This is a genomic window from Mycobacterium sp. NPDC006124 (genome assembly GCF_040614235.1).
Classification (GTDB): domain Bacteria; phylum Actinomycetota; class Actinomycetes; order Mycobacteriales; family Mycobacteriaceae; genus Mycobacterium.
Genome location: NZ_JBEXUA010000013.1, coordinates 39210 through 63422, shown reverse-complemented (window position 1 = coordinate 63422; position 24213 = coordinate 39210). Strand labels below are relative to the sequence as shown.

Below are 24213 nucleotides of genomic sequence, written 5' to 3'. Positions count from 1 at the left end.
GGTGACCGCTATGGCGAGACGACGCACTGCGGACTGGGGCATCTCGGGGCGGTCGGCGTTGGTCGCGGCCACGGTGGTCTTCGTCGCCCTCGGCATCGCCGGGGCGGGGCTGGCGGCGATCCTCTACCGCACCATGCTCTCCGGCGTCGACTCCGCGGCGGCGACCAGGGTCGGCGAGATCTCCGCGCAGGTCGCCGATCGCGGTGCGACCGGCCTGGACCCGGTGCTGCTGACCACCGACCAGCGCATCGTGGCGGTGCAGGTGATCGCCGGGGACGGCACGGTCCTGCGGCGGTCCCCGTCGGCTCCGGACACCCCGCTGGTCGCGATGAACGACGTCGGAGACGGGATTCGCATCGGCATGCCCGAGGTGTCCTCGCCGTTCGACCGGGTCCGCTTCAGCGCTCAGACGGTCGCGGGACCCGACGGCCGGTACACCGTCGTCGTCGGGGAGGGCACGGCGACGATCGCGTCGACGGTGTGGGCGGTGGTCGTCGCGCTGGCCATCGCCGCGCCGGTGGTGGTCCTGGTCTCCGGGGTGGCGACCTACGTGCTGGTGCACCGCTCCATGCGCTCGGTCGACGACATTCGGTCCCGGGTCGCCGACATCACGACCTCCGATCTGGCCGACCGCGTTCCGGTGCCGGACAGCCGTGACGAGATCGCGGCCCTCGCGGTGACGATGAACGAGATGCTGGCCCGTCTCCAAGCCGGTCACGAGGCGCAGAAGCGATTCGTCGGCGACGCGTCACACGAACTGAGAAGCCCTCTGACGACGATCATCTCGGCGCTGGAGGTGGTCGTCGCCCACCCCGAGGTGCTCGGCGGCGACCAAGCCGGCGACCTGGTCTCCACGACGCTGATGCCCGAGGCGCTGCGCATGAAGGTGCTCATCGACGACCTCTTGCTGCTGGCCAGGGCCGACGAGCGTGGGTTGGACATCGCCCGCGAGGACGTCGACCTCGACGACCTGGCGGCCGAGGAACTCGACCGACTGCGCCGCGAGACGACCCTCGAGGTACAGGGCGACTTCGAGCCGGTCCGGTTGACCGGTGACCCCGCCGCACTGTCGAGGGTTCTGCGCAACCTGCTGGACAACGCGGGACGGCACGCGGCGTCGCGGGTTCGGGTGACCGTGCGGCGCGACGACGACGCGGTCCGGGTCACCGTCGCCGACGACGGACCCGGCATCCCGCCGCAGGACCGCGAACGCGTCTTCGACCGCTTCGTCCGGTTGGACGCCGACCGGTCCAGGAGTGCGGGCGGTTCCGGCCTGGGTCTCGCGATCGTGCGGGAGATCGTGGCGGCCCACGGCGGGAGCACGAGCATCGGTGCCGGAATCGGCACGGGAGCGTCGGTGACGATTCAGCTGAGGTCCTCGGACGCCAGTCGGTAGCCGACGCCACGGACGGTCTCGATGGTCCGAGTGCCGAACGGGATGTCGATCTTGCGGCGCACGTAGCCCACGTACACCTCCACGACGTTGTCGGCGCCCTCGTAATCGGCGGCCCACACGTTCTGCAGGATCTGAGCCTTGGTGACGACGGTGTCCTTGTTGCGCATCAGGTATTCGAGCAAGCCGTACTCGCGCGGGGTCAGCGAGATTTGCTCGTCACCGCGGAACACCTCGCGGCGCGACGGGTCGAGCGTCAGCGTCCCGGCCACCAGCACGGCGGGGCGCTGCGGCGCGGCGCGGCGCACCAGGGCCCGAAGCCGGGCCACCAACACGATGAACGAGAACGGCTTGGTCAGGTAGTCGTCGGCGCCGAGGTCGAAGGCGTCGGTCTGGTCGTACTCGCCATCCTTGGCGGTCAGCATCAGCACAGGTGTCCATATCCCGCGAGAACGCATGTGGCGCAACACTTCGTAACCGTTGAGCCCGGGCAGCATGATGTCGAGGACGACGACGTCGAACTCGCCCTCCGTGGCGCGGGCCAATCCGTCCACGCCGGTGGCCACGGCCACCACCGTGAAACCCTCGGCACGCAACCCGATCATCAGGGTCGACGCCAGCAGGGCTTCGTCTTCGACGACGAGGACCTTCATGACCCCGGCCCTCCTCGCCGAGCCCGCCAGATGAGCAGCCCGCTCTGTACGCCGAGGGCGATCGAGATCATCGAGATGAACGTGGCCGTGAAGACCGTGGTGCTGTCCGTGCCGAGCACCTCGGTCACTCCCATCAATCCCAGCGATCCCGGTACCAACAGCCAGAAGCCGGGCAAGATCAGCGAGATCGCCGCCGGCGTGCCCGGCCGGCGCGCGACGGCCACGGCGCACAGGGTGAGGGCCAGGCCGCCGCCGAAACCGGCCGCGTACGTACCCAATACGGCGTTGCCGGCGAGTTGCCCGACGTAGGCGACCGTCAGCATCGTCAACATCCAGGGCAGGAACCGTGTCGGCAGGCCGAAGGACAGCATGGCGCCGACGCCGTAGAGCGCCACGCCCAGCCACGGTGCCCACGGACCGAGCCGGTCGACGTGCGCCACGCTCAGGTGCGAATCGGAGATGCCGGCGACCTGGGCGGCCACCAGGATTCCAAATGCCAGCTGCGCCATCCTCATCAGCCCGCTCACCAGTCGGCTGGCACCGGAAACCACTTGGCGAGAGGACAATTCGGCCACCGCCAGCGTGATCGCCGCACCGGGGAGGAAGGTGGCCAACGGTGGCGCCAGAGCGCGCAGGCTGGCGTCGCCCAGGTGCAACCAGTCGACTGCGGTGAACGCGATCAGCGACACGGTGAACGCGCACACCGTCGGAAGCAGCTGCTGGATGGCGTCGTTGTGGCGGGCCAGCTCGCACATCACTCCGACGACGGCGCCCAACACCACCGCCATCAGCAGCGTCAGCGGCGCGGGTTGCAGGATCAGTGCCAGCCCGGCGCTCTGCACGGTGTACCCGACGACGCCGACCCACGCCGGAAACCGGTTGGGCAGTCGCCAGATCCGCGTCAGTTCCGACTGCCCCTCGGCGGGGGTGACCTCACCTGCCTGCGCCTGGGCGACCAGCGTCGCCAGCGGGAAGGTCTGATCGAACCGCAGGTCCTCGTCGGGGTGGGAGATGAAGAGCCGGCCTCCGCTGCTCGACGAACCGACCTGAACGTAGTTGGGTAGCGCCAGATATTGGGTGTCCAGCCCATAGGCCCGCGACGTCGCCACCATGGCGTTGCGCACCAACGACACCGGATAGTTCGCCGCGGCCATCGCGGCACCGAGGGCGGCGACGAACTGCATCGCCTCGGCGTCGTCGGGTTCGCGGGGCACGGGATAGTTCACCAACTCGGGTGCCCGCCTGGCAACCATGGGGCCTTCCCCTACGCTGAGTGCATGCAACGGATCATCGGTACCGAGGTCGAATACGGCATTTCCTCGCCGTCCGATCCGACCGCCAATCCGATCTTGACGTCCACGCAGGCCGTGCTGGCCTACGCGGCGGCCGCCGGCATCCAGCGGGCGAAGCGGACCAGGTGGGACTACGAGGTCGAGTCGCCGCTGCGCGACGCCCGCGGCTTCGACCTGAGCCGGGCCAGCGGGCCACCGCCGATCGTCGACGCCGACGAGGTCGGTGCCGCGAACATGATCCTCACCAACGGTGCGCGCCTCTACGTCGACCACGCGCATCCGGAGTACTCCGCCCCCGAGGTGACCGACCCGCTGGACGCCGTCATCTGGGACAAGGCGGGCGAGCGGGTGATGGAGGCGGCTGCGCGGCACGTGGCCAGCGTGCCCGGGGCGGCCAAGTTGCAGCTCTACAAGAACAACGTGGACGGCAAGGGCGCCTCCTACGGCACCCACGAGAACTATCTGATGAGTCGGCAGACCCCGTTCTCGGCGGTGATCGCCGGGCTGACGCCGTTCCTGGTGTCGCGTCAGGTCGTCACCGGTTCGGGCCGGGTCGGCATTGGTCCGGCCGGCGACGAACCCGGCTTCCAGCTGACCCAGCGCGCGGACTACATCGAGGTGGAGGTCGGCCTCGAGACCACGCTCAAGCGCGGGATCATCAACACCCGCGACGAGCCGCACGCCGACGCGGACAAGTACCGCCGGCTGCACGTCATCATCGGCGACGCGAACCTCGCCGAGACGTCGACCTATCTCAAGGTGGGCACCACCTCGCTCGTGCTCGACCTCATCGAGGAGGGTCCGGCCCACGGTCTCGACCTCTCCGACCTCGCGCTGGCCCGACCCGTGCACGCCGTACACGTCGTCAGCCGGGATCCGTCGCTGCGCGCCACCATCGCCCTGACCGACGGTCGGGAACTGACGGCCCTTGCGCTGCAACGGATCTACCTCGACCGGGTGGCCAAACTGGTCGACGCCCGCGATCCGGACCCGTCGGCGACGAAGGTGCTCGAGACGTGGGCGACGGTGCTGGACCTGCTGGAGCGCGACCCGATGGAGTGCGCCGAGATCCTCGACTGGCCCGCCAAGCTTCGGTTGCTGGAGGGTTTCCGGCAGCGCGAGAACCTCGGCTGGTCGGCCCCGCGTCTGCACCTGGTGGACCTGCAGTACTCCGACGTCCGGCTCGACAAGGGTCTCTACAACCGGCTGGTGGCGCGCGGTTCGATGAAGCGCCTCGTCACCGAGCAGCAGGTGATCGACGCCGTCGACAACCCGCCCACCGACACCCGCGCGTACTTCCGCGGCGAGTGTCTGCGCCGGTTCGGTGCGGACATCGCCGCGGCCAGCTGGGATTCGGTGATCTTCGACCTCGGGGGCGACTCCCTGGTCCGCATCCCGACCCTGGAGCCGCTGCGCGGAAGCAAGGCCCACGTCGGAGCGTTGCTCGACTCGGTGGACAGCGCAGCCGAACTCGTCGCGCAGCTGACGACCTGAGGACCGGCAATCCAGACCCCGACCGGTACTGTGAGGGAACTGGTGGGGATTGACACGAGCAGGAGGCAGCGATGGCTCAGGAGCAGACCAAGCGTGGTGGTGGCGGCGGCGATGACGACGACCCCACCGGCAGCGGTGCGGCCGGCCAGGAGCGTCGCGAGAAGCTCTCCGAGGAGACCGACGATCTGCTCGACGAGATCGACGACGTACTCGAGGAGAACGCGGAGGACTTCGTGCGTGCGTATGTCCAAAAGGGCGGCCAGTGACCTGGCCCTCCAACGATCGGCCGTCATTCCTTCCACACCTCCCCGGAGCGTCGTCGCCGTCCAACATGTCGGCGATGTCGGGGGACACCTCGTCCTTCTTCGAGTTGCTGCGTCGGCAGTCGCCGCACCTGCTGCCCGCGAGTCAGCCGGTCGGCCCCACCTCGGGTGACCTCGGGGCGACCAACGCGGTGCCACACGGCACCACGATCGTCGCCATCAAGTTCCCGGGTGGCGTCTTGATCGCCGGTGACCGCCGGTCGACGCAGGGCAACGTCATCGCCGGCCGCGACGTGCAGAAGATCCACGTGACCGACGACTACACCGCGACCGGCATCGCGGGCACCGCTGCCATTGCCGTCGAGTTCGCCCGGCTCTACGCCGTCGAACTCGAGCACTACGAGAAGGTCGAGGGCGTCGCGCTGACCTTCGCCGGCAAGGTCAACCGGCTCTCGATCATGGTGCGCGGCAACCTCGGTGCCGCCCTACAGGGCTTCGTGGCGATCCCCCTGCTGGTGGGTTACGACCTCGACGACCCCAACCCCGAGGGCGCCGGACGCATCGTGTCCTTCGACGCCGCGGGTGGCTGGAACGTCGAACTCGAGGGCTACCAGTCGGTCGGTTCGGGGTCGGTCTTCGCGAGGTCGTCGATCAAGAAGCTGTACTCCCGGGTGACCGACGCGGACTCTGCGTTGGCGGCAGCCGTCGAGGCGCTCTACGACGCCGCCGACGACGACTCGGCGACCGGCGGACCGGACCTGGCGCGCGGCATCTACCCGACGGCGGTCGTCATCGACGCCGAGGGTGCCGTGGAGGTCACCAAGGAACGCATCGCCGCACTCGCCCGCGACGTCATCGAAAGGCGTTCCCGTGATGAATCTTTCGGTATCGATGACGGGACGGTAGAGCTGTGAGCTTCCCGTACTTCATCTCGCCGGAACAGGCGATGCGCGAGCGGTCCGAGCTCGCGCGCAAGGGCATCTCCCGCGGTCGCAGCGTCATCGTGCTGGCCTACTCGGGCGGGGTGTTGTTCGTTGCGGAGAACCCGTCGCGCTCGCTGCAGAAGGTCTCCGAGCTGTATGACCGCGTCGGCTTCGCCGCGGTGGGCCGGTTCAACGAGTTCGACAACCTGCGTCGCGGCGGCATCCAGTTCGCCGACACCCGCGGTTACGCCTACGACCGTCGCGACGTCACGGGCCGTCAGCTGGCCAACGTGTACGCCCAGACCCTCGGCACCATCTTCACCGAGCAGGCCAAGCCCTACGAGGTCGAGCTGTGCGTCGCCGAGGTGGCGCACTACGGCGAGACCAAATCGCCTGAGCTGTACCGGATCACCTACGACGGATCGATCGCCGACGAGCCGCACTTCGTGGTGATGGGTGGCACCACCGAGCCGATCATCACGGCGCTGAACGAGTCGTTCACGGAGAACGCCAGCCTGAGCGAGGCGGCCAAGATCGCCGTCGACGCGCTCAAGTCGGGCATCGCGGCGGCCGCAGGCAACGGCACGGAGACCCGCACCCTGGGCCCGGCCACCCTCGAGATCGCCATCCTGGACGCCAACCGTCCGCGTCGGGCATTCAGACGCATCACGGGCTCGGCGCTGGAGGCGCTACTCCCGGTGGAGGAGCCCTAGACGATCTCGTCGAGATCGTCGCCGCGGCCGGTGGCGATCTCCTTGATCTTGTGGGCCGAGTGGGTGGCGATGTCCATGGAACTGGACACGATCCCCTCGACGCCGGCGGTGAGGTCGCCCTTGAGGATGTGACCGGCGATGTCGACGATGTCTGCGGACCGCTCGACGGCGTTCGTCGCGATGTCCTTGACCGACTCGATCGCGTCCCTGGGGTTGAAGCCCATCAGATTCTCCTCGTTCACGACGGCATTTCGCCCCTACCGTAGCCCTTCGCGGCGACGCCGCAGCCCATGGTCGCCCCGCCTGCGACGCACAACCCGTAAGCTCGACTACGTGCAGCGGCGAATCATGGGCATTGAGACCGAATTCGGTGTGACGTGCACGTTTCACGGTCACCGAAGGTTGTCTCCCGACGAAGTTGCCCGCTATCTGTTCCGACGCGTGGTCTCGTGGGGTCGAAGCTCCAACGTGTTCCTCCGCAACGGCGCCAGGTTGTACCTCGACGTGGGATCGCACCCGGAGTACGCGACGGCCGAGTGTGACAGCCTCATCCAGCTCGTCACGCATGACCGCGCTGGTGAGCGCGTGCTGGAGGACCTCCTCGTCGACGCCGAGCAGCGGCTGGCCGACGAGGGCATCGGCGGCGACATCTACCTGTTCAAGAACAACACCGACTCGGCGGGCAACTCCTACGGGTGCCACGAGAACTACCTGATCGTGCGCGCCGGCGAGTTCTCCAGGATCTCCGACGTGCTGCTTCCGTTCCTGGTCACCCGCCAATTGATCTGCGGCGCGGGCAAAGTGCTCCAGACGCCGAAGGCGGCGACCTTCTGCCTGAGTCAGCGCGCCGAGCACATCTGGGAGGGCGTCTCGAGCGCGACCACCCGCAGCAGGCCGATCATCAACACCCGCGACGAGCCGCACGCCGACGCCGAGAAGTACCGCCGTCTGCACGTCATCGTCGGGGACTCCAACATGTGCGAGGCCAGCACGATGCTCAAGGTGGGCACCGCCGCGCTGGTGCTCGAGATGATCGAGGCCGGCGTTCCGTTCCGGGACTTCTCGCTGGACAATCCGATTCGCGCGATCCGCGAGGTCAGTCACGACCTCACCGGCCGCCGCCCGGTGCGCCTGGCCGGTGGACGCCAAGCCAGCGCGCTCGACATCCAGCGCGAGTACTACAGCCGTGCCGTCGAGCACCTCCAGACCCGTGAGCCCAACGCCCAGATCGAGCAGGTGGTGGACCTGTGGGGGCGTCAACTCGACGCCGTCGAGAGCCAGGACTTCGCGAAGGTCGACACCGAGGTCGACTGGGTGATCAAGAAGAAGCTCTTCGAGCGCTACCAGGACCGCTACGACATGGAGCTCTCCGATCCGAAGATCGCCCAGCTCGACCTGGCCTACCACGACATCAAGCGCGGTCGCGGCGTGTTCGACCTGCTGCAGCGCAAGGGGCTCGCCGCGCGGATCACCACCGACGAGGACATCGACGCCGCGGTCGACGAACCGCCGCAGACCACCAGGGCCAAGCTGCGCGGTGAGTTCATCAGCGCGGCACAGGCTGCCGGCCGGGACTTCACCGTCGACTGGGTGCACCTCAAGCTCAACGACCAGGCGCAGCGCACCGTGCTGTGCAAGGACCCGTTCCGTGCCGTCGACGAACGCGTGAAGCGACTCATCGCGAGCATGTAGACCCGCGGGCATCCGGCGAGCGGTGCAGGGCCCGGTCGGCATTAAGCTCGCCGGGTGGGGATCTCCAAAGTCGAGCGCTTGATGAACCTCGTCATCGCGCTGCTGTCGACTCGTTCGTTCATCACGGCCGAACGCATCCGCGAGACGGTCTCCGGGTATGCGGAGAGCCCCAGCGACGAGGCGTTCTCGCGAATGTTCGAGCGCGACAAGAACGAATTACGGGACCTCGGCATCCCACTGGAGACGGGCCGCGTGTCCACCCTGGACCCGACCGAGGGCTACCGCATCAACCGCGAGGCCTACGCGTTGGCGCCGGTGGAGTTGACCGCCGACGAGGCCGCCGCCGTCGCCATGGCGACGCAGCTGTGGGAGTCCCCGGAGATGGTGACGGCCACCCAGGGTGCGCTGCTGAAGTTGCGGGCCGCCGGGGTGGACGTCGACGCACCGGAGTCCGCGGTCGCCATCACCACGACCGCTGCACTGCCGGGATTGCGTGGCTCGGAGGACGTGCTGGGAATACTGTTGGCGGCGATCGACTCTGGGCAGGCCGTGCAGTTCAAGCACCGGGCCTCGCGCAGCGACCCCCACACCGAACGCACCGTCGAACCCTGGGGTGTCATCACCTATCGCGGCCGCTGGTACCTGGTGGGCCACGACCGCACTCGGGAGGCCACCCGGACGTTCCGGTTGTCCCGGATCGACGCCGACGTGCGCGCGATCGGACCGCGGCACGCGGTGCGCCGCCCCGACGGCGTCGACCTGCGCCACATCGTGCACCTCGCGGTCTCCGTCGCCGACGCACCGGTGGGCGCGGAGGCCCGGGTGTGGGTCGCCGAGGGCCGCGGCACGGCATTGCGGCGCCAGGCCGTCACCACGACGCCGCGCACGTTGGGCGGGCGCGCGGGCGACGAGATCGCGTTCGACTTCGGCCGCGAGGATCAACTGGCCCGCGACGTCGCGAGCTGTGGGGCCGACGCCATCGTGCTGGAGCCGGCGTCGCTGCGCGACAACGTCGTCGGGCGACTGCGGGCCCAGGCGGGGGATCGCTCGTGAGTAGCGTCTCCACGCGGCTGGTGCGGCTGCTGAACATGGTCCCGTACTTCCAGGCCAACCCCAGGATCACCCGCGCCGAGGCCGCCGCCGAACTCGGGGTGAGCGAGTCTCAGCTCACCCAGGATCTCGACCAGTTGTGGATGTGCGGGCTTCCGGGATACGGCCCCGGCGACCTGATCGACTTCGAGTTCACCGGCGACACCATCGACGTCACCTTCTCGGCGGGGATGGATCACCCATTGCGACTGACCTCCCCGGAGGCGACCGGAATCCTGGTGGCGCTACGGGCTCTGCTCGAGGTCCCCGGCATCGTCGACCCCGAAGCCGCGCGCAGTGCGATCGCGAAGATCGAGTCGGCCGCGGGCACCGCAACCGGGGCCCGGGTGGGGTCCGACGCCGCCGTCGAGGAGCCTGCTCCCATCGAGAGCGGGATCGCCGCCGCCGTCCGTGGCGCGGTCCGCGACGGCCGCGCGCTGGCCATCGACTACTACTCGGCCAGCCACGACACGCTGTCGAGTCGCGTGGTCGACCCGATCCGGGTGGTGCTGGTCGCCGACCACACCTATCTGGAGGCGTGGTGCCGCACCGCCGACGCCGTACGGCTCTTCCGCTTCGACCGCATCGTCGACGCGCGGGTGCTCGACGAGCGGTCCGCACCGCCGGGGCCTGCCGTGGCCGCAGGCCCGGACACCTCGTTGTTCGACGCCGACCCGTCGCTACCCGCGGCGACGTTGTCGATCGACCGGTCGGCGGCGTGGATGTTCGACTACTACCCGCTGCGCGTGGTGCGCGAGCACCCCGACGGTTCGGTCGAGGCGGCGCTGACCTACGCCTCGGAGGGGTGGATGGTGCGTCTGGTCCTCGGTTTCGGCTCCGCGGTGCGCATACTGGAACCGCGGGCGTTGGCCGAGCGGGTCCGGGACTCGGCGGCGGCCGCACTGGAGGCCTACGAGACGATGGGCCACAACGCGGACGGGTAGACTCGTCCGCAACACTTGGAGGTGTTGAAATTGGGTGGTCTACAGCCGTGGCACTGGTTGATCGTCATCGCGGTGTTCGTCTTGCTGTTCGGCGCGAAGAAGCTTCCGGACGCTGCGCGTTCGCTCGGCAAGTCGATGCGAATCTTCAAGTCCGAGATCAAGGAAATGCAGTCCGACGGCAAGGAGCCCGAGGGCACGGAGGCGGCCAAGCCCGCCACGTCCCCGACGCCGATCTCCTCGGAGCGCGTCGAGCCCTCGCCGGCGCCTGCGCCCCACACCACCGAGCAGCGACCGGCCTGATCGGCTCCTACCCCCGGCGCGCCGCGAGGCAGCGCCAGTAACTGGCGTCCAAACACCCCGTGCGCACTCCCGAAATCCTCAAACGGCTCGATCCCCGTCGTCGGCGATCGCAAGCCAATCCCGACGGCACCATGTCGTTGGTCGACCATCTGCACGAGCTGCGCAACCGCGTACTCATCGCGGTGGCGGCAATCCTGCTGACCACGATCTTCGGCTTCGTCTGGTACAGCCACGGTTTCTTCGGTCTGCCCAGTCTCGGTGACTGGCTCAGGGCGCCCTACTGCTCGCTACCGGCGTCGTCGCGGGCCGACATCGCCCCCGACGGGCAGTGTCGCCTGCTCGCGACCGCCCCGTTCGACCAGTTCATGCTGCGCTTCAAGGTCGCCCTGACCGCCGGTGTCGTGCTGGCATGCCCGGTGTGGCTGCAGCAGCTGTGGGCGTTCATCACCCCGGGGCTTTATCAGAAGGAGCGCCGGTTCGCCTCGGTGTTCGTCGCCTTCGGCGCGGCGCTGTTCATCACCGGCGCGATCCTGGCCTACGTCGTGCTGTCGCAGGCGTTGGCCTTCCTGCTGACCGTCGGCAGCGACGTGCAGATCACCGCGCTCAACGGTGACCAATACTTCGGGTTCCTGATCAACCTGCTGCTGGTGTTCGGCATCAGTTTCGAGTTCCCGCTGCTGATCGTGATGCTGAACCTGGTCGGCATGCTGCCGTACGAGAAGTTGCGGTCGTGGCGGCGCGGCCTGATCTTCGGGTTGTTCGTCTTCGCGGCGTTCGCGACGCCGGGTTCGGACCCGTTCTCGATGCTGGCTCTTGCGCTGGCGTTGTCGCTGTTGTTGGAGTTCGCGATCCAGATCGCCCGGTTCAACGACAAGCGCAAGGCGCGTCGGGCCGCACTGGAGGAGGTGCCCGACGACGAGGCGGCCCCGATCGGGGTGGCGGAGTCCATCGAGGCGCCCAGTGCCGTACCGACCCCGTCGCGGCTGGGCATCGATGACCAAGCCACCTGAGACACCGCAGCTCGACGACTTCACCGCGGGATTGCCCTTCAGCCTCGACCCGTTCCAGATCCGCGCCTGCCGGGCGCTGGAGAACGGCCACGGCGTCCTGGTCTGCGCCCCGACCGGTGCGGGCAAGACCGTCGTGGGGGAGTTCGCGGTGCACCTCGCGCTCGCCGCGGGCCGAAAGTGCTTCTACACCACGCCCATCAAGGCGCTGAGCAACCAGAAGCACAACGACCTGGTGCAGCGGTACGGCGCCGAGCGCATCGGGCTTCTGACCGGTGACCAGAACGTCAACGGCGACGCCCCGATCGTCGTCATGACCACCGAAGTGCTGCGCAACATGCTCTATGCGAACTCCGATGCGCTGCAAGGCCTTTCCCACGTCGTGATGGACGAGGTGCACTTCCTGGCCGACCGGATGCGCGGCGCCGTCTGGGAGGAGGTCATCCTGCACCTCTCCGAGGACGTGCGGCTGGTGAGCCTGTCGGCGACGGTGAGCAACGCCGAGGAGTTCGGCGGCTGGATCCAGACGGTTCGCGGTGACACCACCGTCGTGGTCGACGAGCACCGGCCGGTTCCGCTGTGGCAGCACATGATGGTCGGCAAGCGCGTGTTCGACCTGTTCGAGGGCGCCGAGGTCAACGGCGACCGCAGCCTCGTCGACCCCGAGCTGATCCGCCACATCTCGCACCGACGGGAGGCAGACCGGCTCTCGGACTGGCAGCCGCGCGGCAGGCAGGGGCGCGGCCGCGACGGTCAGCGCCACGGGGGTGGCGGCCGGCCCACCATCTACCGACCACCGGCGCGGCCCGACGTCATCGGCGTCCTCGACCACGAGGGGCTGCTGCCGGCGATCACGTTCGTGTTCTCCCGGGCCGGCTGCGATGCCGCGGTCAAGCAGTGCCTGCGGTCGTCGTTGCGCCTCACCGACGACGCCGAGCGGGCCCGCATCGCCGAGGTGATCGACCGCCGGTGTGCCGAGCTCGACGACGCCGACCTGGTGGTCCTCGGGTACTACGAATGGCGCGAGGGGTTGCTCCGCGGCATCGCCGCGCACCATGCTGGACTGCTGCCGGTGTTCCGGCACACCGTCGAGGAGTTGTTCACCGCAGGGTTGGTCAAGGCGGTGTTCGCCACGGAGACATTGGCTCTGGGCATCAACATGCCCGCGCGCACCGTCGTGCTGGAGCGGCTGGTCAAGTTCAACGGCGAGCAGCACGCCCCGCTGACGCCGGGGGAGTACACCCAGCTGACGGGGCGCGCCGGTCGGCGCGGCATCGACGTCGAGGGCCACGCCGTGGTGCTGTGGCACCCCGACGTCGAACCCGCCGACGTCGCCGGACTGGCGTCGACGCGTACGTTCCCCCTGCGCAGTTCGTTCGCGCCGTCGTACAACATGACGATCAACCTGACCAACCACATGGGCCCCGAGCAGGCGCATCAGCTGTTGGAGCGGTCCTTCGCGCAGTTCCAGGCCGACCGCTCCGTCGTCGGCCTGGTCCGCGGAGTGACGCGCGGGGAGAAGATGATGGACGAGATCGCCGCGGAGTTCGGCGGTCGCGACGCCCCGATCCTCACCTATGCTCGGCTGCGCGCCACGATCGCCGACCGCGAACGCGCACAGTCCCGGGCCTCTCGGGTGCAGCGCCGGCAGGCGGCCAACGACGCGCTGGCCGCGTTGCGCCGCGGCGACATCATCACCATCGGGCAGGGCCGACGCGGCGGACTCGCGGTCGTCCTCGAACCGGCCGGTGACCGCGACGATCCCCGGCCCCTGGTGCTCACCGAAGATCGTTGGGCGGGCCGCATTTCGTCGACGGACTTCTCCGGGTCCTCGCTGCGGGTGGGGTCGATGACGTTGCCCAAGCGCGTCGAGCACCGCCAACCCCGGGTACGCCGCGACGTCGCGTCGGCGTTGCGCTCGGCCGCGGCGGGGTTGCCCGTGCCCGCCACGCGGCCCAAACGTGGTCAGCCGGGCCAGGATCGGGAGCACGACGTGGATCCCGAACTCGCCGGTCTGCGCGAACAGATGACGGCCCATCCCGCTCACCAGCTCGCCGACCGAGACGAACGGGTCCGGCTCGCCGAGCGGTTCCTGCGCATCGAGCGGGACAACGCGGACATCCAGAAGAAGGTCAACACCGCGACCAACTCGCTGGCCCGCACCTTCGACCGAATCGTGTTGCTGCTCATCGGCCGTGGCTTCATCGAGCGGACGGCGGACGGCGATCTCAAGGTCACCGACGACGGGCGTCTGCTGTCGCGGATCTACAGCGAGAGCGATCTGCTGGTCGCGGAGTGTCTGCGCAGCGGCACCTGGAACGGTCTCGACGCGGCCGAGTTGGCCGGGGTCGTCTCGGCGGTGCTGTTCGAGTCGCGGGGCGACACTCCGGGTGCGTCAGCGCTTGTCGAGGGTGCGACACCGGGCATGCGGCGGGCACTGTCGCAGACCCGCCGGTCGTGGGCGGAGATTCGGGCCGAGGAACAGCAGCACCGGCTACCGGCGAGTCGCGAACCCGACGTCGGTTTCGTGGCCGCAATGCACCGGTGGACGACTACGGGTGACCTGTCGGCGTCATTGGCCGCATCGGACGCCTCGGGTAGCGGATCACCATTGTCGGCAGGCGATTTCGTGCGCTGGTGCCGTCAGGTCCTCGATCTGCTCGACCAGGTGCGAAATGCCGCCCCGACACCGGCGTTGCGGACCACGGCGAAACGCGCGATCGAGGCCATTCGGCGCGGCGTCGTGGCCGTCGACGCGGGGTAGGGTGTGGCAGGCGTTTCGACGTCGACGGCAGACGCAACCAAGGAGAGACGATGAGTGGACCCCAGGGATCCGATCCCACCCACCCGTGGGCGGGTCAGCAGCCGGCCGATCCCGCGTGGCAGCCGCAGGCTCCCGAACAGGCGCAACCGGAGCAGTCGCCCTGGGGTCAGCAACCTCCGGCCTACGGTCAGCAGCCGCCGGCGTACGGCGGACAGCCCCAGTACGGGCAGCCCACCTACGGGCAGCCGCAGTACCAGCAGCCCGACCAGTACGGGCAGCAGCCGACCGCATACGGTCCGTCGTCGTACCCGCAGCAGCCGCAGTACGGACAGCCGCCCCAGTACGGTCAGCAGCCGCAATACGGTCAGCCCCAGTACGGCCAGTACGACCCGAATCAGCAGCAGTTCTCGCCCTACTCCTCGACCGACGCGGGATCAAAGAAGTCGAGGGGCCTCATCCTCGGCGTGGTGGGTGCGCTGGTGGCGGTCGTCGTCGTCGTGGTCGGCATCCTCGGCTTCTGGAAGCCCGGCTTCTTCATGACCACCAACCTCGACGTCAAGGCCGCCCAGTCGGGTGTGCAGCAGATCCTCAGCGACTCGACCAACGGCTACGGCGCCAAGAACGTCCAGGACGTCTCGTGCAACAACGGCGCGAACCCGAAGGTCGTCAAGGGCGCGACGTTCGACTGCGAGGTCAGCATCGACGGCACCAAGCGACAGGTCACGGTGACGTTCCAGGACGACAGCGGAACCTACGAGGTCGGCAGGCCCCGCTAGCGCCTAGCGCGACGGCAGGCCGTCGAGCGCCTTCTGCAGGCGTCCGATCGACGACGTGACGCCGTATTCGCCGGCGAGTTCGGCGACCCGGCGGGGGTCGCGGGCACTCAGGGGCAGCACGTCGGAGTCGGTCGAGCTGGTGACCTCGGCGTCGGTGGCCACTCGCACCACCTTCTCCGCCGCCGCGACGTAGTCCGTGGCCGCCACGAGCTTCTTGCGTTGCGCGGCAGGCATCTTCGACGACGGGTCACCGGCTGCGGCCATGATCCGCTCCAGCGAGCCGTACTGCCCGAGCAGGGTCGACGCCGTCTTGTCGCCGATGCCCCCGACGCCGGGCAGACCGTCGGAGGGGTCGCCGCGCAGCAGGGCCAGCTCGGCGTACGCGGCGCCGGCGCGCTGCAGGGTCACCCCGTACTGCTCGGAGACCTCGCGGGGTCCGAACAGCGTGGCCTTGGCCAATCCACGTCCGATGTAGAGCACTCTGACCTGAACGGGGTCGTCGGCCACCAGTTGAAGTAGGTCGCGGTCCCCGCTGACCACGACGACCGGGTCGACGCGCTCCCGGGCGGCCAGCGTGCCGAGGACGTCGTCTGCCTCGAATCCGCGTGCGCCCGCGGTGGCGATGCCGAACGCGTCGAGCATCGCCATGATCATGTCGACCTGCGGGGTGAGGTCGTCGGGCACCTCTTCGACGTCGGGCTCACCGGAAGCGCGTTCCTCCTCCACCCGATGCGCCTTGTACGACGGGATGAGGTCGACCCGCCACTGCGGTCGCCAGTCGAGGTCCAGGCACACCACCAGTCGACCCGGGCGGTGGTTGGCGACCAACGTGGCCACCGCGTCGAGGAAGCCGCGCAGGGCGTTGACGGGCCGGCCGTCCGGGGCGGTGATGGAGGACGGCACGCCGAAGAAGGACCGGAACCACATGCTGGCGCCGTCGAGCAGCAGGACGGGTGGGGTCGGCATCGATTGACAGTAGCGTGCGGTATTCATGGAGCCATGGGCTTGTCCGTGGACCGCATCGATCACGTCGTCGTGAACACCGCCGACGTCGACCGCACCGTCGAGTGGTACGTGCGCGTGCTCGGCATGACGCGCGAAGTCTTCGGCGAGGGCCGGGTCGCGTTGCGGTTCGGCGAGCAGAAGCTCAACGTTCGGCCGACCGGCGCGCCTAACTGGGAGACGGGGGCCACCGACGCACCGGGCGCCCTGGATCTGTGCTTCATCGTCGATACCGAGGCCGACGTGGTCGGCGACCATCTGCGGGCGTGCGGCGTCGAGGTCACGCAGGGACCGGTCACCAAGACGGGCGCGCTGGGGCCGATGACGTCGCATTACTGCCGAGACCCGGATGGCAACCTGATCGAGGTCGCCACCTATCGGTGGGCCGATTAGCCTCGACGGCATGGACACCGGCAGATTCGGGACGGACGTGTACGCGGGACGCTTGCGGGCGGCGACGGCTGCGGCCGTCGAGGCTGGCCTGGCCGGGCTGGTCATCACGCCCGGTTACGACCTGCGCTACCTCGTCGGGTCGCGGGCACAGACCTTCGAGCGGCTGACGGCGTTGGTGCTGCCCGCCGACGGTGAGCCGACGGTGGTGGTGCCGCGCATGGAGTTGGCGGCGCTCAAGGATTCCGCGGTGATGGAACTTGGCCTGCGAGTGCGGGATTGGGTGGACGGTGAGGATCCGTACGCGCTGGTCGCGGAGGTCTTCGGCGGCGGCCCGGTCGCCACGGCGGTCACCGATGCGATGCCGGCGCTGCACCTGCTGCCGCTGGCCCAGGTGTTGGGCACCGTGCCGGTGCTGGCCACCGCCGTGCTGCGGCGGCTGCGGATGATCAAGGACGCCGCCGAGGTCGACGCGCTGCGCAAGGCAGGGGCGGCGATCGACCGCGTGCACGCGCGGGTGCCGGAGTTCCTGGTGCCTGGGCGCAGCGAGGCCGACGTGGCGGCCGACATCGCCGAAGCCATTGTCGCCGAGGGGCATTCGGAGGTGGCGTTCATCATCGTCGGGTCGGGCCCTAATGGCGCCGATCCGCATCACGAATGCTCCGACCGTGTACTGCAGGCTGGCGACGTCATCGTCGTGGACATCGGTGGGCCGTATGAGCCTGGCTACAACTCGGATTCGACGCGGACGTACAGCATCGGCCAGCCAGCCGACGACGTCGCGGGCCGCTACGCGGTGCTGCAGCGGGCCCAGCAGGCGGCAGTGGCCGCTGTGCGCCCCGGCGTCACCGCCGAGCAGATCGACGCCGCCGCGCGCGACGTGCTCGCAGCCGAGGGCCTGGCCGACGCCTTCGTGCACCGCACCGGCCACGGCATCGGCCTGTCGGTGCACGAGGAGCCCTACATCGTCGCGGGCAACGACTTGCCGCTGGAGGAGGGCATGGCCTTCAGTATCGAGCCGGGAATTTACTTCCCCGGCTCGTGGGGCGCTCGTATCGAGGACATCGTGATCGTCACCAGCGACGGCGCGCAGTCGGTCAACGATCAACCCCGCGACCTGGTCGTGGTTCCCGTCTGACGCTCCCGGTGAACCCGGTCGGCCCGCTCGTGGGCGCGTCTTGAGCAGGTGGTGTCGACGGCATGGGCATGTGAGGTTGGATGCCGTGGTAGGTCCGTGGGGCCAGGGGATGGTGTGGTCTATGTCGGTCTGGGTGGCGGGCACGCGGCAGCCGGGGAAGCGGCAGGTCATGTCGCGGCAGCGAACGAAGTCAGCCAGCTTCTTCGACGGTCGGTACCGGTTCTCCGGTGGGGCCTGTCCGGGGTGCACGATCGGGGTGATGGTCGCTCCGATGGTGGCGCGGCAGGCGATCGCCCCGGGCAGGAATTGGCCGCCCATCAACGCTGCGGGGCGCAGGTTGGCCAGCCTGCCGGGACTGGGGGTCATGGCCGCGGTCAGGGTGAGGTCGCTTAGCGGCGTATCGAATAGCGGTGGTTGGTCGCCGTCGAGGGCGGCGCGCTCGTCGGCGGGCGGGGTCTCGGGCGTCGGCTCAGGCGTCTCGGGCGCCGGCGGTGTCGGCGGTGTCGGCGGTGGCGGTGCGGGAGTCTCGGGTTCGGGGTCGGTCAGTGTCTCTTCGCTGGCGATGACGTAGACCACCACTCCCGACGCGGGTGGGTTCTGCGCGGCGGGGCAGTCATCGGTGCCGCAGAGGCAGGCCATGCGGTCGTTCCCACCAGCGCCGAAGGCGTCGGCGCGGAGTTGATCAGCGGTCCTCGGATCAGCCGGGCACACCGTGGCGGCCAGGGCTCGTAGCCGGGCCTGCAACGCCTTGGCGTCGTGGGCGAACAGGGTGGCGTACAGGGTGGCCAGGCCGCTGCCGTCCTCGTCGATGGAGATCTCCACCGACCGACTCCGCGCCTTGGTCTCGGTTCGCCGGACGGCTTGCGGGTCGACCTGCGCCACCAGCGCGTCGATCGTCTTCTCGGTCTTGTCCACCGACATCGGCTCCCACTCACCAAACGCCTCGGCCAACGATGCGTCCAGGGTCCGCAGCGCGTCGGGGTCGACGACCAGGGCGGCCCGCGTCACCACGGTGCGGACCAGCTGGTAAGTGATCAATCCTTCGGCGAAGACCGCGGCCACCTTCGGGAACCGTTCGTGCAGTGCGACCGCGATCAGCAGTTGATTGCCCGCTGCGCCGGGGGTGATGCGTTGGGCGGCGCCGATGTGGGCGGCGACGGCGTCGAAATTGTCCAGACACCATTGGTCCCGATCCGCGGACCCGGACAAGGCGTGCGCCTCGTCGAGCATGGCGGCCATCGTCGCCACCCGACGGGCGCACGCCGCGTTCTCCACCCGCGACCACGACCACAGCGCCCCGGCACCGCGGGTGCTGGTCGTGACGTCCACCAACTGATCGAACATGTGTTCGATTCTATCGGTCGACACCGATGCTTGACAGACGGCGAGTCAGGCCTGTGGATAACGTGAAAGCACCTTCGCCGCAGGCGAAGAAGACTACGACTCAGTCGTCGTGGCTGCGATCGAGCAACTCCGACGACCCGAGCACTCGCTCGATCCGCACCTCGATGACCACGCGGCGAGGGTTGACCCGCGGAGTCCGATAACGCTGGGCGTAACGAAGCTCGGCGTCGCGCACGGCTTCGGGTTCGGCGCTCACCGTCGAGCTTCCCTCCAGGGACAGCCACCGGGCGCCGTCGACCTGGCTGAGCACTGCGACGCCGCGCTGGTCGGCGTTGACCGCCTTTTGCGAGCCGCCCGTGGTGATGACCCGGGCGATGTGCGTCTTCGGGTCGAAGGTGAATCCGACGGCCACGACGTGCGGGGAATTGTCCGATCGCAAGGTGGTCAGCATGGCGAGGTGTCGTTCGGTCAGGAACGCCAGCGCATCGTTCGTCAGTCGCGTAGTTGCCTTCGCCATCGGGGTCCAACCTAGCGCAGGACATAATCGCTCCCATGGAGGACACGGCGGACAACCGCCTGGTGGTCGTATTCGGCGGACGAAGCGAGATCGGGATCGAGCTGGCGACCCGGTTGGCCAGTGGCGCGACGGTGGTGCTGGCGGCGCGCGGCGCCGATCGGTTGTCCGGTGAGGTGGCTGCCGTGACGAAGGCCGGGGCCGCTGCGGTCCACGTCAGGGAGTTCGACGCCGACGCGCTGGATTCGCACACCCCGCTCGTCGAGTCCCTCGTCGCGGAGTTCGGGCCGATCGACACCGCGGTGGTGGCCTTCGGCATCCTCGGTGACCAAGCCCGCGCCGAGACCAATCCCGCTCACGCCGCCGCGATCGTGCACACGGACTACACCGCTCAGGTCAGTCTGCTGACCGTGCTGGCCTCGACGATGCGCTCGGCGGGCACGGGCACCATGGTGGTGTTCTCGTCGGTGGCCGGGGTGCGCCCGCGGCGGGCCAATTATGTGTACGGCTCGGCGAAGTCGGGTCTCGACGCGTTCGCCCGCGGGCTCGCCGACGCCCTCCACGGCTCGGGCGTGAGGCTGCTGCTCGTTCGCCCGGGGTTCGTCGTCGGCCGGATGACCGAGGGCATGTCGCCTGCTCCGCTGTCGAGCACCCCGGCTCAGGTGGCCGAGGCGGTGGCGACGGCTTTGGCCAAGGGGCGCAACGAGATCTGGGTACCGCGATCGCTGGCCGTGCTCGTCCTCGCCTTCCGGCTGATGCCGAGGCCGTTGTGGCGGAGGTTGCCTCGATGATCGTCGTCGTGGGAATCGGGGCCGACGGGATGTCGGGTCTTCCCACCGCATCTCGCACCGAATTGTCAAGGGCGACGGTGATCTACGGGTCACCGCGCCAGTTGGACATGCTCGACGGCTCCGTGTCGGGGCGTCGGCGGGCGTGGCCGTCCCCGCTGCTGCCCGCCCTGCGTGCTCTGCTCGACGACGCGGATGGAGTCCACGACATTCATGTCGTCGCCAGCGGCGACCCTCTGCTACACGGCATCGGCAACACGTTGATCCGGATGTACGGCGCCGAGCGGGTCGCGGTCCTGCCGCACGTGTCGTCGGTGACGTTGGCGTGCGCGCGGGTCGGCTGGGCGGTGCAGGACACCGAGATCATCAGCCTCGTCACCGCCAAGGTGCACACCGCCGTGCGACGTGGCGGCCAGGCCGTGGTGTTGTCGCGCGACGCCGACAGTCCTGCCACGTTGGCCCGTCTCTTGGCCGAGACCGGCCGCGGTGACTCCGAACTCACCATCCTCGAGCAGCTCGGCGGCCCGTTGGAACGTCGCCGCTCGGCCACCGCCCGGGAATGGGCGGGCCGCCCGCCGCACGACGTCGACAAGCTGAACGTGATGGCCGTGCGATATCTGCCCGACGAGCGGGTCGGCCAGGCGTTGCCCGACGACGTCTTCGCCCACGACGGTCAGATCACCAAGCAGTCGGTGCGGGCGGTCACCCTCGCGGCGCTGAGCCCGCGTCCCGGCGAATTGCTGTGGGACGTCGGGTCCGGCTCCGGGAGCATCGCCGTCGAGTGGTGCCGCAGCGCATCCGGTTGTGCGGCAGTCGCGTTCGAGCGGGATGACGTCCGTCGGGCGCGCATCGAGGGCAACGTGACCGCCTTTGGCGCCGCAGTCGACGTGCGGGGGGCGGCGCCGGCCGACTTCGACGGCGCCGCCGAGCCCGCCGCGGTGTTCGTCGGTGGCGGCCTCACCCGACCCGGGGTGCTCGAGGGTTGCTTCGACCATCTGCCGGTGGGCGGCCGACTGGTCGCCAACGTCGTCACTGTCGAGTCCGAAGCCGTGGTGGCGCAATGGTATTCGCGACTGGGTGGGACGCTGCGCCGATTCCAGCACTACCACGGCGAGCCCGTCGGCGGCTTCACCGGGTGGCGCGCCGCGATGCCCGTGACCCAGTGGGTGGTGACCAAGCCATGACCGTTTACTTCATCGGCGCCGGACCGGGCGCGGCCGACCTGATCACCGTCCGCGGGGAACGCCTGCTGCGGCGGTGTCCGGTGTGCCTCTACGCGGGTTCGATCATGCCCGATGACCTGCTGGCGCTGTGCCCGCCGGACGCCAAGGTCGTCGACACCGGCCCGCTCACGCTGGAGCAGATCATCGCCGAGCTCGCCGACGCCCACGCCGCCGGTCTGGACGTCGCCCGCCTGCATTCGGGGGACCCGTCCATCTACAGCGCGCTGGCCGAGCAGTGCCGCCGGCTCGACGCGGCCGGCGTCGACTACGAGGTGGTGCCCGGGGTGCCCGCCTTCGCGGCCGCCGCGGCTGCCCTGGGTCGCGAGCTTACCGTGCCCGGCGTCGCGCAGACCGTGACCCTGACCCGGGTCGCGACGCTGTCGACGGCCATGCCCGAGGGCGAGGATCTGCAGACCCTGTCGCGGCCCGGGGCCACGCTGGTCCTGCACCTGGCGGCCGCCCAGGTCGACGCCGTCGTCCCCGACCTGCTCGCCGGTGGCTACGACACCGAAACACCCTGCGCCGTGGTCGCATTCGCGTCCTGGCCGCAGCAACAGGTGCTACGCTGCAGCCTGGGGGAGCTGGCCGAGCGAGTTCATGCCGCCGGCATCACGCGCACGGCCGTCATCGTCGTGGGCGACGTGCTGGCCGCCGACGGCTTCTCCGACAGCTACCTGTACTCGTCGGGCCGCCGGCGCGGAAGCCGGCACTGATGCGGGTGCTCATCCTCGGCGGCACCGCCGAGGCGCGGGCACTGGCGGCCGAACTGAATCCCGATGTCGCAGTGATCAGTTCGCTCGCAGGCCGCGTCCCGAATCCGGCGCTACCGGTGGGTGAGGTGCGGATCGGTGGCTTCGGGGGAGTCGAGGGATTGGTGCGCTGGCTCCGCGAGGAGCGCATCACCGCCGTCGTCGACGCCACCCACCCGTTCGCCGCCCAGATCACGGCCAACGGAACCCGCGCCTGCCGTCAGGAAGGGCTGCCGCACGTCGTCCTGGCCAGGCCGGCGTGGCCGCCGGGTGACGCGATCCACGTCGGGTCCGACGTCGAGGCCGCCGAGGTCGTGGCCCGCCTCGGCTATCGCCGAATCTTTCTGACCACCGGGCGTTCCGGCAGCGCCGCGTTCACCGGCGTCGACGCGTGGTTCCTGATCCGCGCGGTCACGCCGCCGGACGACGTCGAGTTGCCGCCGCGGCACGAGCTGCTGCTCTCCCGTGGCCCGTACCGCTACGACGACGAGCGAAAGACATTGGAACAGTACGGCATCGACGCACTGGTGACCAAGAACAGCGGCGGGGACATGACGCGGGACAAGGTCACCGCCGCCACCGATCTCGGCATCCCGGTCATCATGGTGCAACGGCCGCCCTTGCCCGCGGGCGTCGACGCCGTGACGACGGTCGGTGACGCCGCGGCGTGGGTCAGAGCCCTCTGATCAGATCCAGACTGCCGAGCTCGCGGATGGCCTGGCACCCACGCGCCATCATCGTCAGCATCATGTCGTCGCCGCGTTCGGTCGACACGGAGAACGCACACCCCAGCACCGACAGGAACGGCACCTGCACCATCCCGATCCGGTAGTCGTGCCAGCACGTGTCGAGGTCGTAGTCGGTGATGCCGTACCCGGACAGTTCCACGAAGTAGGCCTCGACGAGGTCGTGGTCGACGACGGACCGCAGCTCGGGCATCAGGCTGGTGCCGGTGAAGTAGGCCAGGTCGCGGGTGGGCGACCCGACGCCCAACGTCTGCCAGTCCACCACGGTGACGTGCCGTCGGTCGGGAGTGAAGAGCAGGTTGTCGAGGCGATAGTCGCCGTGCATCAGCGCGAAACGGTCCCGGGTGGCCACGAGCCAGGGCGCCACCAGCGACGTCGACTCGGTGATCGTGTCGCGATCCTCGGCCGTCATCCGGGATCCCAAGCGGTCCAGGGTCATCTGGGCGGCCAGCACGGCGACATCGCCGAGGCCCTTCATGGCATCCTCGGTGGCCGTCGACATCACCAGACCCTCGAACTCGGGCCACCGCGGGTCACACCACGTCGGGCCGTGCAGGCCGGCGAGCGCGCGGACGGCCAGCTCGGCCTCCTCGGCTGGGCACCCGGCGATCTGGTCGCCCTGGACCGCTGGCGCCATGTCGGCGAGCAGGAGCACGAAATCGCCGCCGTCAGAGGAGATCTCGCAGTGGAAGTGGGTGGGAATGGGCACCCGGACGACGTCGGCGACCTCGGTGTAGAAGGCGTGTTCGGAACGGTACCCGAGGGCCACCCGCTCGCGGACGGCGTCGTCCTGGGAGGAGAGCTTGATTGCAAAGCTGCGTGGCAGGTCCGGCACGTCGGCCGCGTATCGCACCGCGAGCCGGTAGGTCGCGCCGGTCTGACCCGTGCCGATCGGCGTGACGTCCACCGAGCGAATCTCGGTGGCGAGTACGGATTCGACCCACTGCGGCGTCACGTCCAGCGGACTGCGGGGGATCGAGACGGCCGGCGGGATGCGCCCAGTCATGAGGCCGGAC

At 69.3% G+C, this 24213-nt stretch carries 25 protein-coding genes and 1 pseudogene; 19 read left to right on the top strand and 7 right to left on the bottom strand.

The genetic code is table 11. The features are described from left to right. The first annotated feature begins 10 nt into the window (after positions 1–10). Positions 11–1396 carry an ATP-binding protein gene (locus ABZ195_RS22780; RefSeq protein ID WP_355221773.1) on the top strand — a complete coding sequence of 462 codons (1386 nt, stop codon included), beginning with the start codon at positions 11–13 and terminating at the stop codon, positions 1394–1396. Here the strand turns inward: ABZ195_RS22780 and ABZ195_RS22775 are convergent. Beyond that, positions 1366–2046 (bottom strand): response regulator transcription factor, encoded by a 681-nt coding sequence (locus ABZ195_RS22775; RefSeq protein WP_355221772.1) that lies wholly within the window; start codon positions 2044–2046, stop codon positions 1366–1368. The two genes, ABZ195_RS22780 and ABZ195_RS22775, sit on opposite strands and share 31 nt — an antisense overlap. Next, positions 2043–3299, bottom strand: coding sequence for a threonine/serine exporter family protein (locus ABZ195_RS22770; protein WP_355221770.1), 1257 nt, complete (start codon positions 3297–3299; stop codon positions 2043–2045). Before ABZ195_RS22770 ends, ABZ195_RS22775 begins: the two co-directional genes overlap by 4 nt. A 24-nt stretch (positions 3300–3323) precedes the next feature. Between ABZ195_RS22770 and dop the strand changes: the two genes are divergently transcribed. The 4 genes from dop to prcA all read left to right on the top strand — a co-directional run bounded on the left by dop (position 3324) and on the right by prcA (position 6731). Beyond that, entirely contained in the window at positions 3324–4832 is a 1509-nt protein-coding gene (gene dop / locus ABZ195_RS22765) for a depupylase/deamidase Dop (protein WP_355221768.1), read from the top strand. Positions 4833–4903: 71 nt separating this feature from the next. Next, a complete protein-coding gene (locus ABZ195_RS22760; protein WP_355221766.1) occupies positions 4904–5098 on the top strand; it encodes a ubiquitin-like protein Pup in 195 nt (64 codons plus the stop codon). Then, positions 5095–6009: a proteasome subunit beta gene (gene prcB, locus ABZ195_RS22755; protein ID WP_355221765.1), complete on the top strand. Its 915-nt coding sequence runs from the start codon at positions 5095–5097 to the stop codon at positions 6007–6009. Before ABZ195_RS22760 ends, prcB begins: the two co-directional genes overlap by 4 nt. Further along, positions 6006–6731 (top strand): proteasome subunit alpha, encoded by a 726-nt coding sequence (gene prcA, locus ABZ195_RS22750; RefSeq protein WP_355221763.1) that lies wholly within the window; start codon positions 6006–6008, stop codon positions 6729–6731. The genes prcB and prcA overlap by 4 nt, the downstream gene beginning before the upstream one ends. Here prcA and ABZ195_RS22745 read toward each other — a convergent pair. Further along, positions 6728–6955, bottom strand: a complete 228-nt coding sequence (locus tag ABZ195_RS22745; protein WP_355221895.1) for a hypothetical protein — start codon at positions 6953–6955, stop codon at positions 6728–6730. The two genes, prcA and ABZ195_RS22745, sit on opposite strands and share 4 nt — an antisense overlap. A 109-nt stretch (positions 6956–7064) precedes the next feature. Here ABZ195_RS22745 and pafA point away from each other — a divergent pair, with 109 nt between their 5' ends. From pafA to ABZ195_RS22710, 7 genes are read left to right on the top strand one after another with little or no spacing between them, the layout of a single operon-like run. Beyond that, positions 7065–8423 (top strand): Pup--protein ligase, encoded by a 1359-nt coding sequence (pafA, locus tag ABZ195_RS22740; RefSeq protein WP_263998548.1) that lies wholly within the window; start codon positions 7065–7067, stop codon positions 8421–8423. 54 nt (positions 8424–8477) lie between these two features. Next, positions 8478–9476, top strand: a complete 999-nt coding sequence (locus ABZ195_RS22735) for a YafY family protein (protein ID WP_355221761.1) — start codon at positions 8478–8480, stop codon at positions 9474–9476. Beyond that, the gene (locus tag ABZ195_RS22730) at positions 9473–10456 is read left to right on the top strand and encodes a YafY family protein (RefSeq protein WP_355221759.1); all 984 of its coding nucleotides are present in this window, start codon (positions 9473–9475) and stop codon (positions 10454–10456) included. The genes ABZ195_RS22735 and ABZ195_RS22730 overlap by 4 nt, the downstream gene beginning before the upstream one ends. A 30-nt stretch (positions 10457–10486) precedes the next feature. Beyond that, complete coding sequence (tatA, locus tag ABZ195_RS22725; RefSeq protein ID WP_355221757.1) at positions 10487–10756, top strand: Sec-independent protein translocase subunit TatA; 270 nt, start codon at positions 10487–10489, stop codon at positions 10754–10756. A gap of 59 nt (positions 10757–10815) precedes the next feature. Continuing rightward, on the top strand, positions 10816–11766 hold the full coding sequence (gene tatC, locus ABZ195_RS22720) for a twin-arginine translocase subunit TatC (protein WP_355221755.1): 951 nt from the start codon (positions 10816–10818) through the stop codon (positions 11764–11766). Then, entirely contained in the window at positions 11750–14527 is a 2778-nt protein-coding gene (locus tag ABZ195_RS22715) for an RNA helicase (protein WP_355221753.1), read from the top strand. The genes tatC and ABZ195_RS22715 overlap by 17 nt, the downstream gene beginning before the upstream one ends. A gap of 50 nt (positions 14528–14577) precedes the next feature. Then, positions 14578–15303, top strand: coding sequence for a DUF4333 domain-containing protein (locus tag ABZ195_RS22710; RefSeq protein ID WP_355221751.1), 726 nt, complete (start codon positions 14578–14580; stop codon positions 15301–15303). 3 nt (positions 15304–15306) lie between these two features. Here ABZ195_RS22710 and ABZ195_RS22705 read toward each other — a convergent pair whose 3' ends face one another. Next, a complete protein-coding gene (locus ABZ195_RS22705) occupies positions 15307–16269 on the bottom strand; it encodes a 5'-3' exonuclease (protein WP_355221750.1) in 963 nt (320 codons plus the stop codon). A gap of 33 nt (positions 16270–16302) precedes the next feature. Between ABZ195_RS22705 and ABZ195_RS22700 the strand changes: the two genes are divergently transcribed. The 3 genes from ABZ195_RS22700 (at position 16303) to ABZ195_RS22690 (ending at position 18404) form a co-directional block, all read left to right on the top strand. Then, a complete protein-coding gene (locus ABZ195_RS22700) occupies positions 16303–16698 on the top strand; it encodes a VOC family protein (protein WP_355221748.1) in 396 nt (131 codons plus the stop codon). Positions 16699–16708: 10 nt separating this feature from the next. Next, a complete protein-coding gene (locus ABZ195_RS22695) occupies positions 16709–17833 on the top strand; it encodes a Xaa-Pro peptidase family protein (RefSeq protein WP_355221747.1) in 1125 nt (374 codons plus the stop codon). A 121-nt stretch (positions 17834–17954) separates the two neighbouring features. Then, positions 17955–18404: a hypothetical protein gene (locus tag ABZ195_RS22690; protein WP_355221745.1), complete on the top strand. Its 450-nt coding sequence runs from the start codon at positions 17955–17957 to the stop codon at positions 18402–18404. 32 nt (positions 18405–18436) lie between these two features. On the opposite strand, the pseudogene ABZ195_RS22685 reads toward ABZ195_RS22690, so the two are convergent. Together ABZ195_RS22685 and ABZ195_RS22680 are read right to left on the bottom strand one after the other, a co-directional pair. Further along, positions 18437–19063 (bottom strand): annotated as a pseudogene (locus ABZ195_RS22685) (DUF222 domain-containing protein); the annotation flags it as partial. Positions 19064–19277: 214 nt separating this feature from the next. Further along, complete coding sequence (locus ABZ195_RS22680; RefSeq protein WP_355221743.1) at positions 19278–19694, bottom strand: F420-dependent biliverdin reductase; 417 nt, start codon at positions 19692–19694, stop codon at positions 19278–19280. 35 nt (positions 19695–19729) lie between these two features. Here ABZ195_RS22680 and ABZ195_RS22675 point away from each other — a divergent pair, with 35 nt between their 5' ends. The 4 genes from ABZ195_RS22675 to ABZ195_RS22660 are packed head-to-tail and all read left to right on the top strand — an operon-like array spanning position 19730 to position 23137. After that, complete coding sequence (locus ABZ195_RS22675; RefSeq protein WP_355221741.1) at positions 19730–20482, top strand: SDR family NAD(P)-dependent oxidoreductase; 753 nt, start codon at positions 19730–19732, stop codon at positions 20480–20482. Continuing rightward, positions 20479–21663 (top strand): precorrin-6y C5,15-methyltransferase (decarboxylating) subunit CbiE, encoded by a 1185-nt coding sequence (gene cbiE / locus ABZ195_RS22670; protein WP_355221739.1) that lies wholly within the window; start codon positions 20479–20481, stop codon positions 21661–21663. The genes ABZ195_RS22675 and cbiE overlap by 4 nt, the downstream gene beginning before the upstream one ends. Beyond that, complete coding sequence (gene cobM / locus ABZ195_RS22665; protein ID WP_355221737.1) at positions 21660–22415, top strand: precorrin-4 C(11)-methyltransferase; 756 nt, start codon at positions 21660–21662, stop codon at positions 22413–22415. Before cbiE ends, cobM begins: the two co-directional genes overlap by 4 nt. Beyond that, positions 22415–23137, top strand: coding sequence for a cobalt-precorrin-6A reductase (locus tag ABZ195_RS22660; RefSeq protein WP_355221735.1), 723 nt, complete (start codon positions 22415–22417; stop codon positions 23135–23137). Before cobM ends, ABZ195_RS22660 begins: the two co-directional genes overlap by 1 nt. Here the strand turns inward: ABZ195_RS22660 and ABZ195_RS22655 are convergent. Continuing rightward, complete coding sequence (locus ABZ195_RS22655) at positions 23124–24203, bottom strand: aminoglycoside phosphotransferase family protein (RefSeq protein WP_355221733.1); 1080 nt, start codon at positions 24201–24203, stop codon at positions 23124–23126. The two genes, ABZ195_RS22660 and ABZ195_RS22655, sit on opposite strands and share 14 nt — an antisense overlap. Between the last annotated feature and the right edge of the window lie 10 nt (positions 24204–24213).

Excerpts from the sequence above, each read along its gene's own strand:
- ABZ195_RS22780 (WP_355221773.1), top strand. The coding sequence starts at position 11 with ATGGCGAGACGACGCACTGCGGACTGGGGCATCTCGGGGCGGTCGGCG.
- ABZ195_RS22775 (WP_355221772.1), bottom strand. The coding sequence starts at position 2,046 with ATGAAGGTCCTCGTCGTCGAAGACGAAGCCCTGCTGGCGTCGACCCTG.
- ABZ195_RS22770 (WP_355221770.1), bottom strand. The coding sequence starts at position 3,299 with ATGGTTGCCAGGCGGGCACCCGAGTTGGTGAACTATCCCGTGCCCCGC.
- dop (WP_355221768.1), top strand. The coding sequence starts at position 3,324 with ATGCAACGGATCATCGGTACCGAGGTCGAATACGGCATTTCCTCGCCG.
- ABZ195_RS22760 (WP_355221766.1), top strand. The coding sequence starts at position 4,904 with ATGGCTCAGGAGCAGACCAAGCGTGGTGGTGGCGGCGGCGATGACGAC.
- ABZ195_RS22745 (WP_355221895.1), bottom strand. The coding sequence starts at position 6,955 with ATGGGCTTCAACCCCAGGGACGCGATCGAGTCGGTCAAGGACATCGCG.
- ABZ195_RS22715 (WP_355221753.1), top strand. The coding sequence starts at position 11,750 with ATGACCAAGCCACCTGAGACACCGCAGCTCGACGACTTCACCGCGGGA.
- ABZ195_RS22710 (WP_355221751.1), top strand. The coding sequence starts at position 14,578 with ATGAGTGGACCCCAGGGATCCGATCCCACCCACCCGTGGGCGGGTCAG.
- ABZ195_RS22705 (WP_355221750.1), bottom strand. The coding sequence starts at position 16,269 with ATGCCGACCCCACCCGTCCTGCTGCTCGACGGCGCCAGCATGTGGTTC.
- ABZ195_RS22700 (WP_355221748.1), top strand. The coding sequence starts at position 16,303 with ATGGGCTTGTCCGTGGACCGCATCGATCACGTCGTCGTGAACACCGCC.
- ABZ195_RS22695 (WP_355221747.1), top strand. The coding sequence starts at position 16,709 with ATGGACACCGGCAGATTCGGGACGGACGTGTACGCGGGACGCTTGCGG.
- ABZ195_RS22690 (WP_355221745.1), top strand. The coding sequence starts at position 17,955 with ATGTCGGTCTGGGTGGCGGGCACGCGGCAGCCGGGGAAGCGGCAGGTC.
- ABZ195_RS22680 (WP_355221743.1), bottom strand. The coding sequence starts at position 19,694 with ATGGCGAAGGCAACTACGCGACTGACGAACGATGCGCTGGCGTTCCTG.
- ABZ195_RS22675 (WP_355221741.1), top strand. The coding sequence starts at position 19,730 with ATGGAGGACACGGCGGACAACCGCCTGGTGGTCGTATTCGGCGGACGA.
- cbiE (WP_355221739.1), top strand. The coding sequence starts at position 20,479 with ATGATCGTCGTCGTGGGAATCGGGGCCGACGGGATGTCGGGTCTTCCC.
- cobM (WP_355221737.1), top strand. The coding sequence starts at position 21,660 with ATGACCGTTTACTTCATCGGCGCCGGACCGGGCGCGGCCGACCTGATC.
- ABZ195_RS22660 (WP_355221735.1), top strand. The coding sequence starts at position 22,415 with ATGCGGGTGCTCATCCTCGGCGGCACCGCCGAGGCGCGGGCACTGGCG.
- ABZ195_RS22655 (WP_355221733.1), bottom strand. The coding sequence starts at position 24,203 with ATGACTGGGCGCATCCCGCCGGCCGTCTCGATCCCCCGCAGTCCGCTG.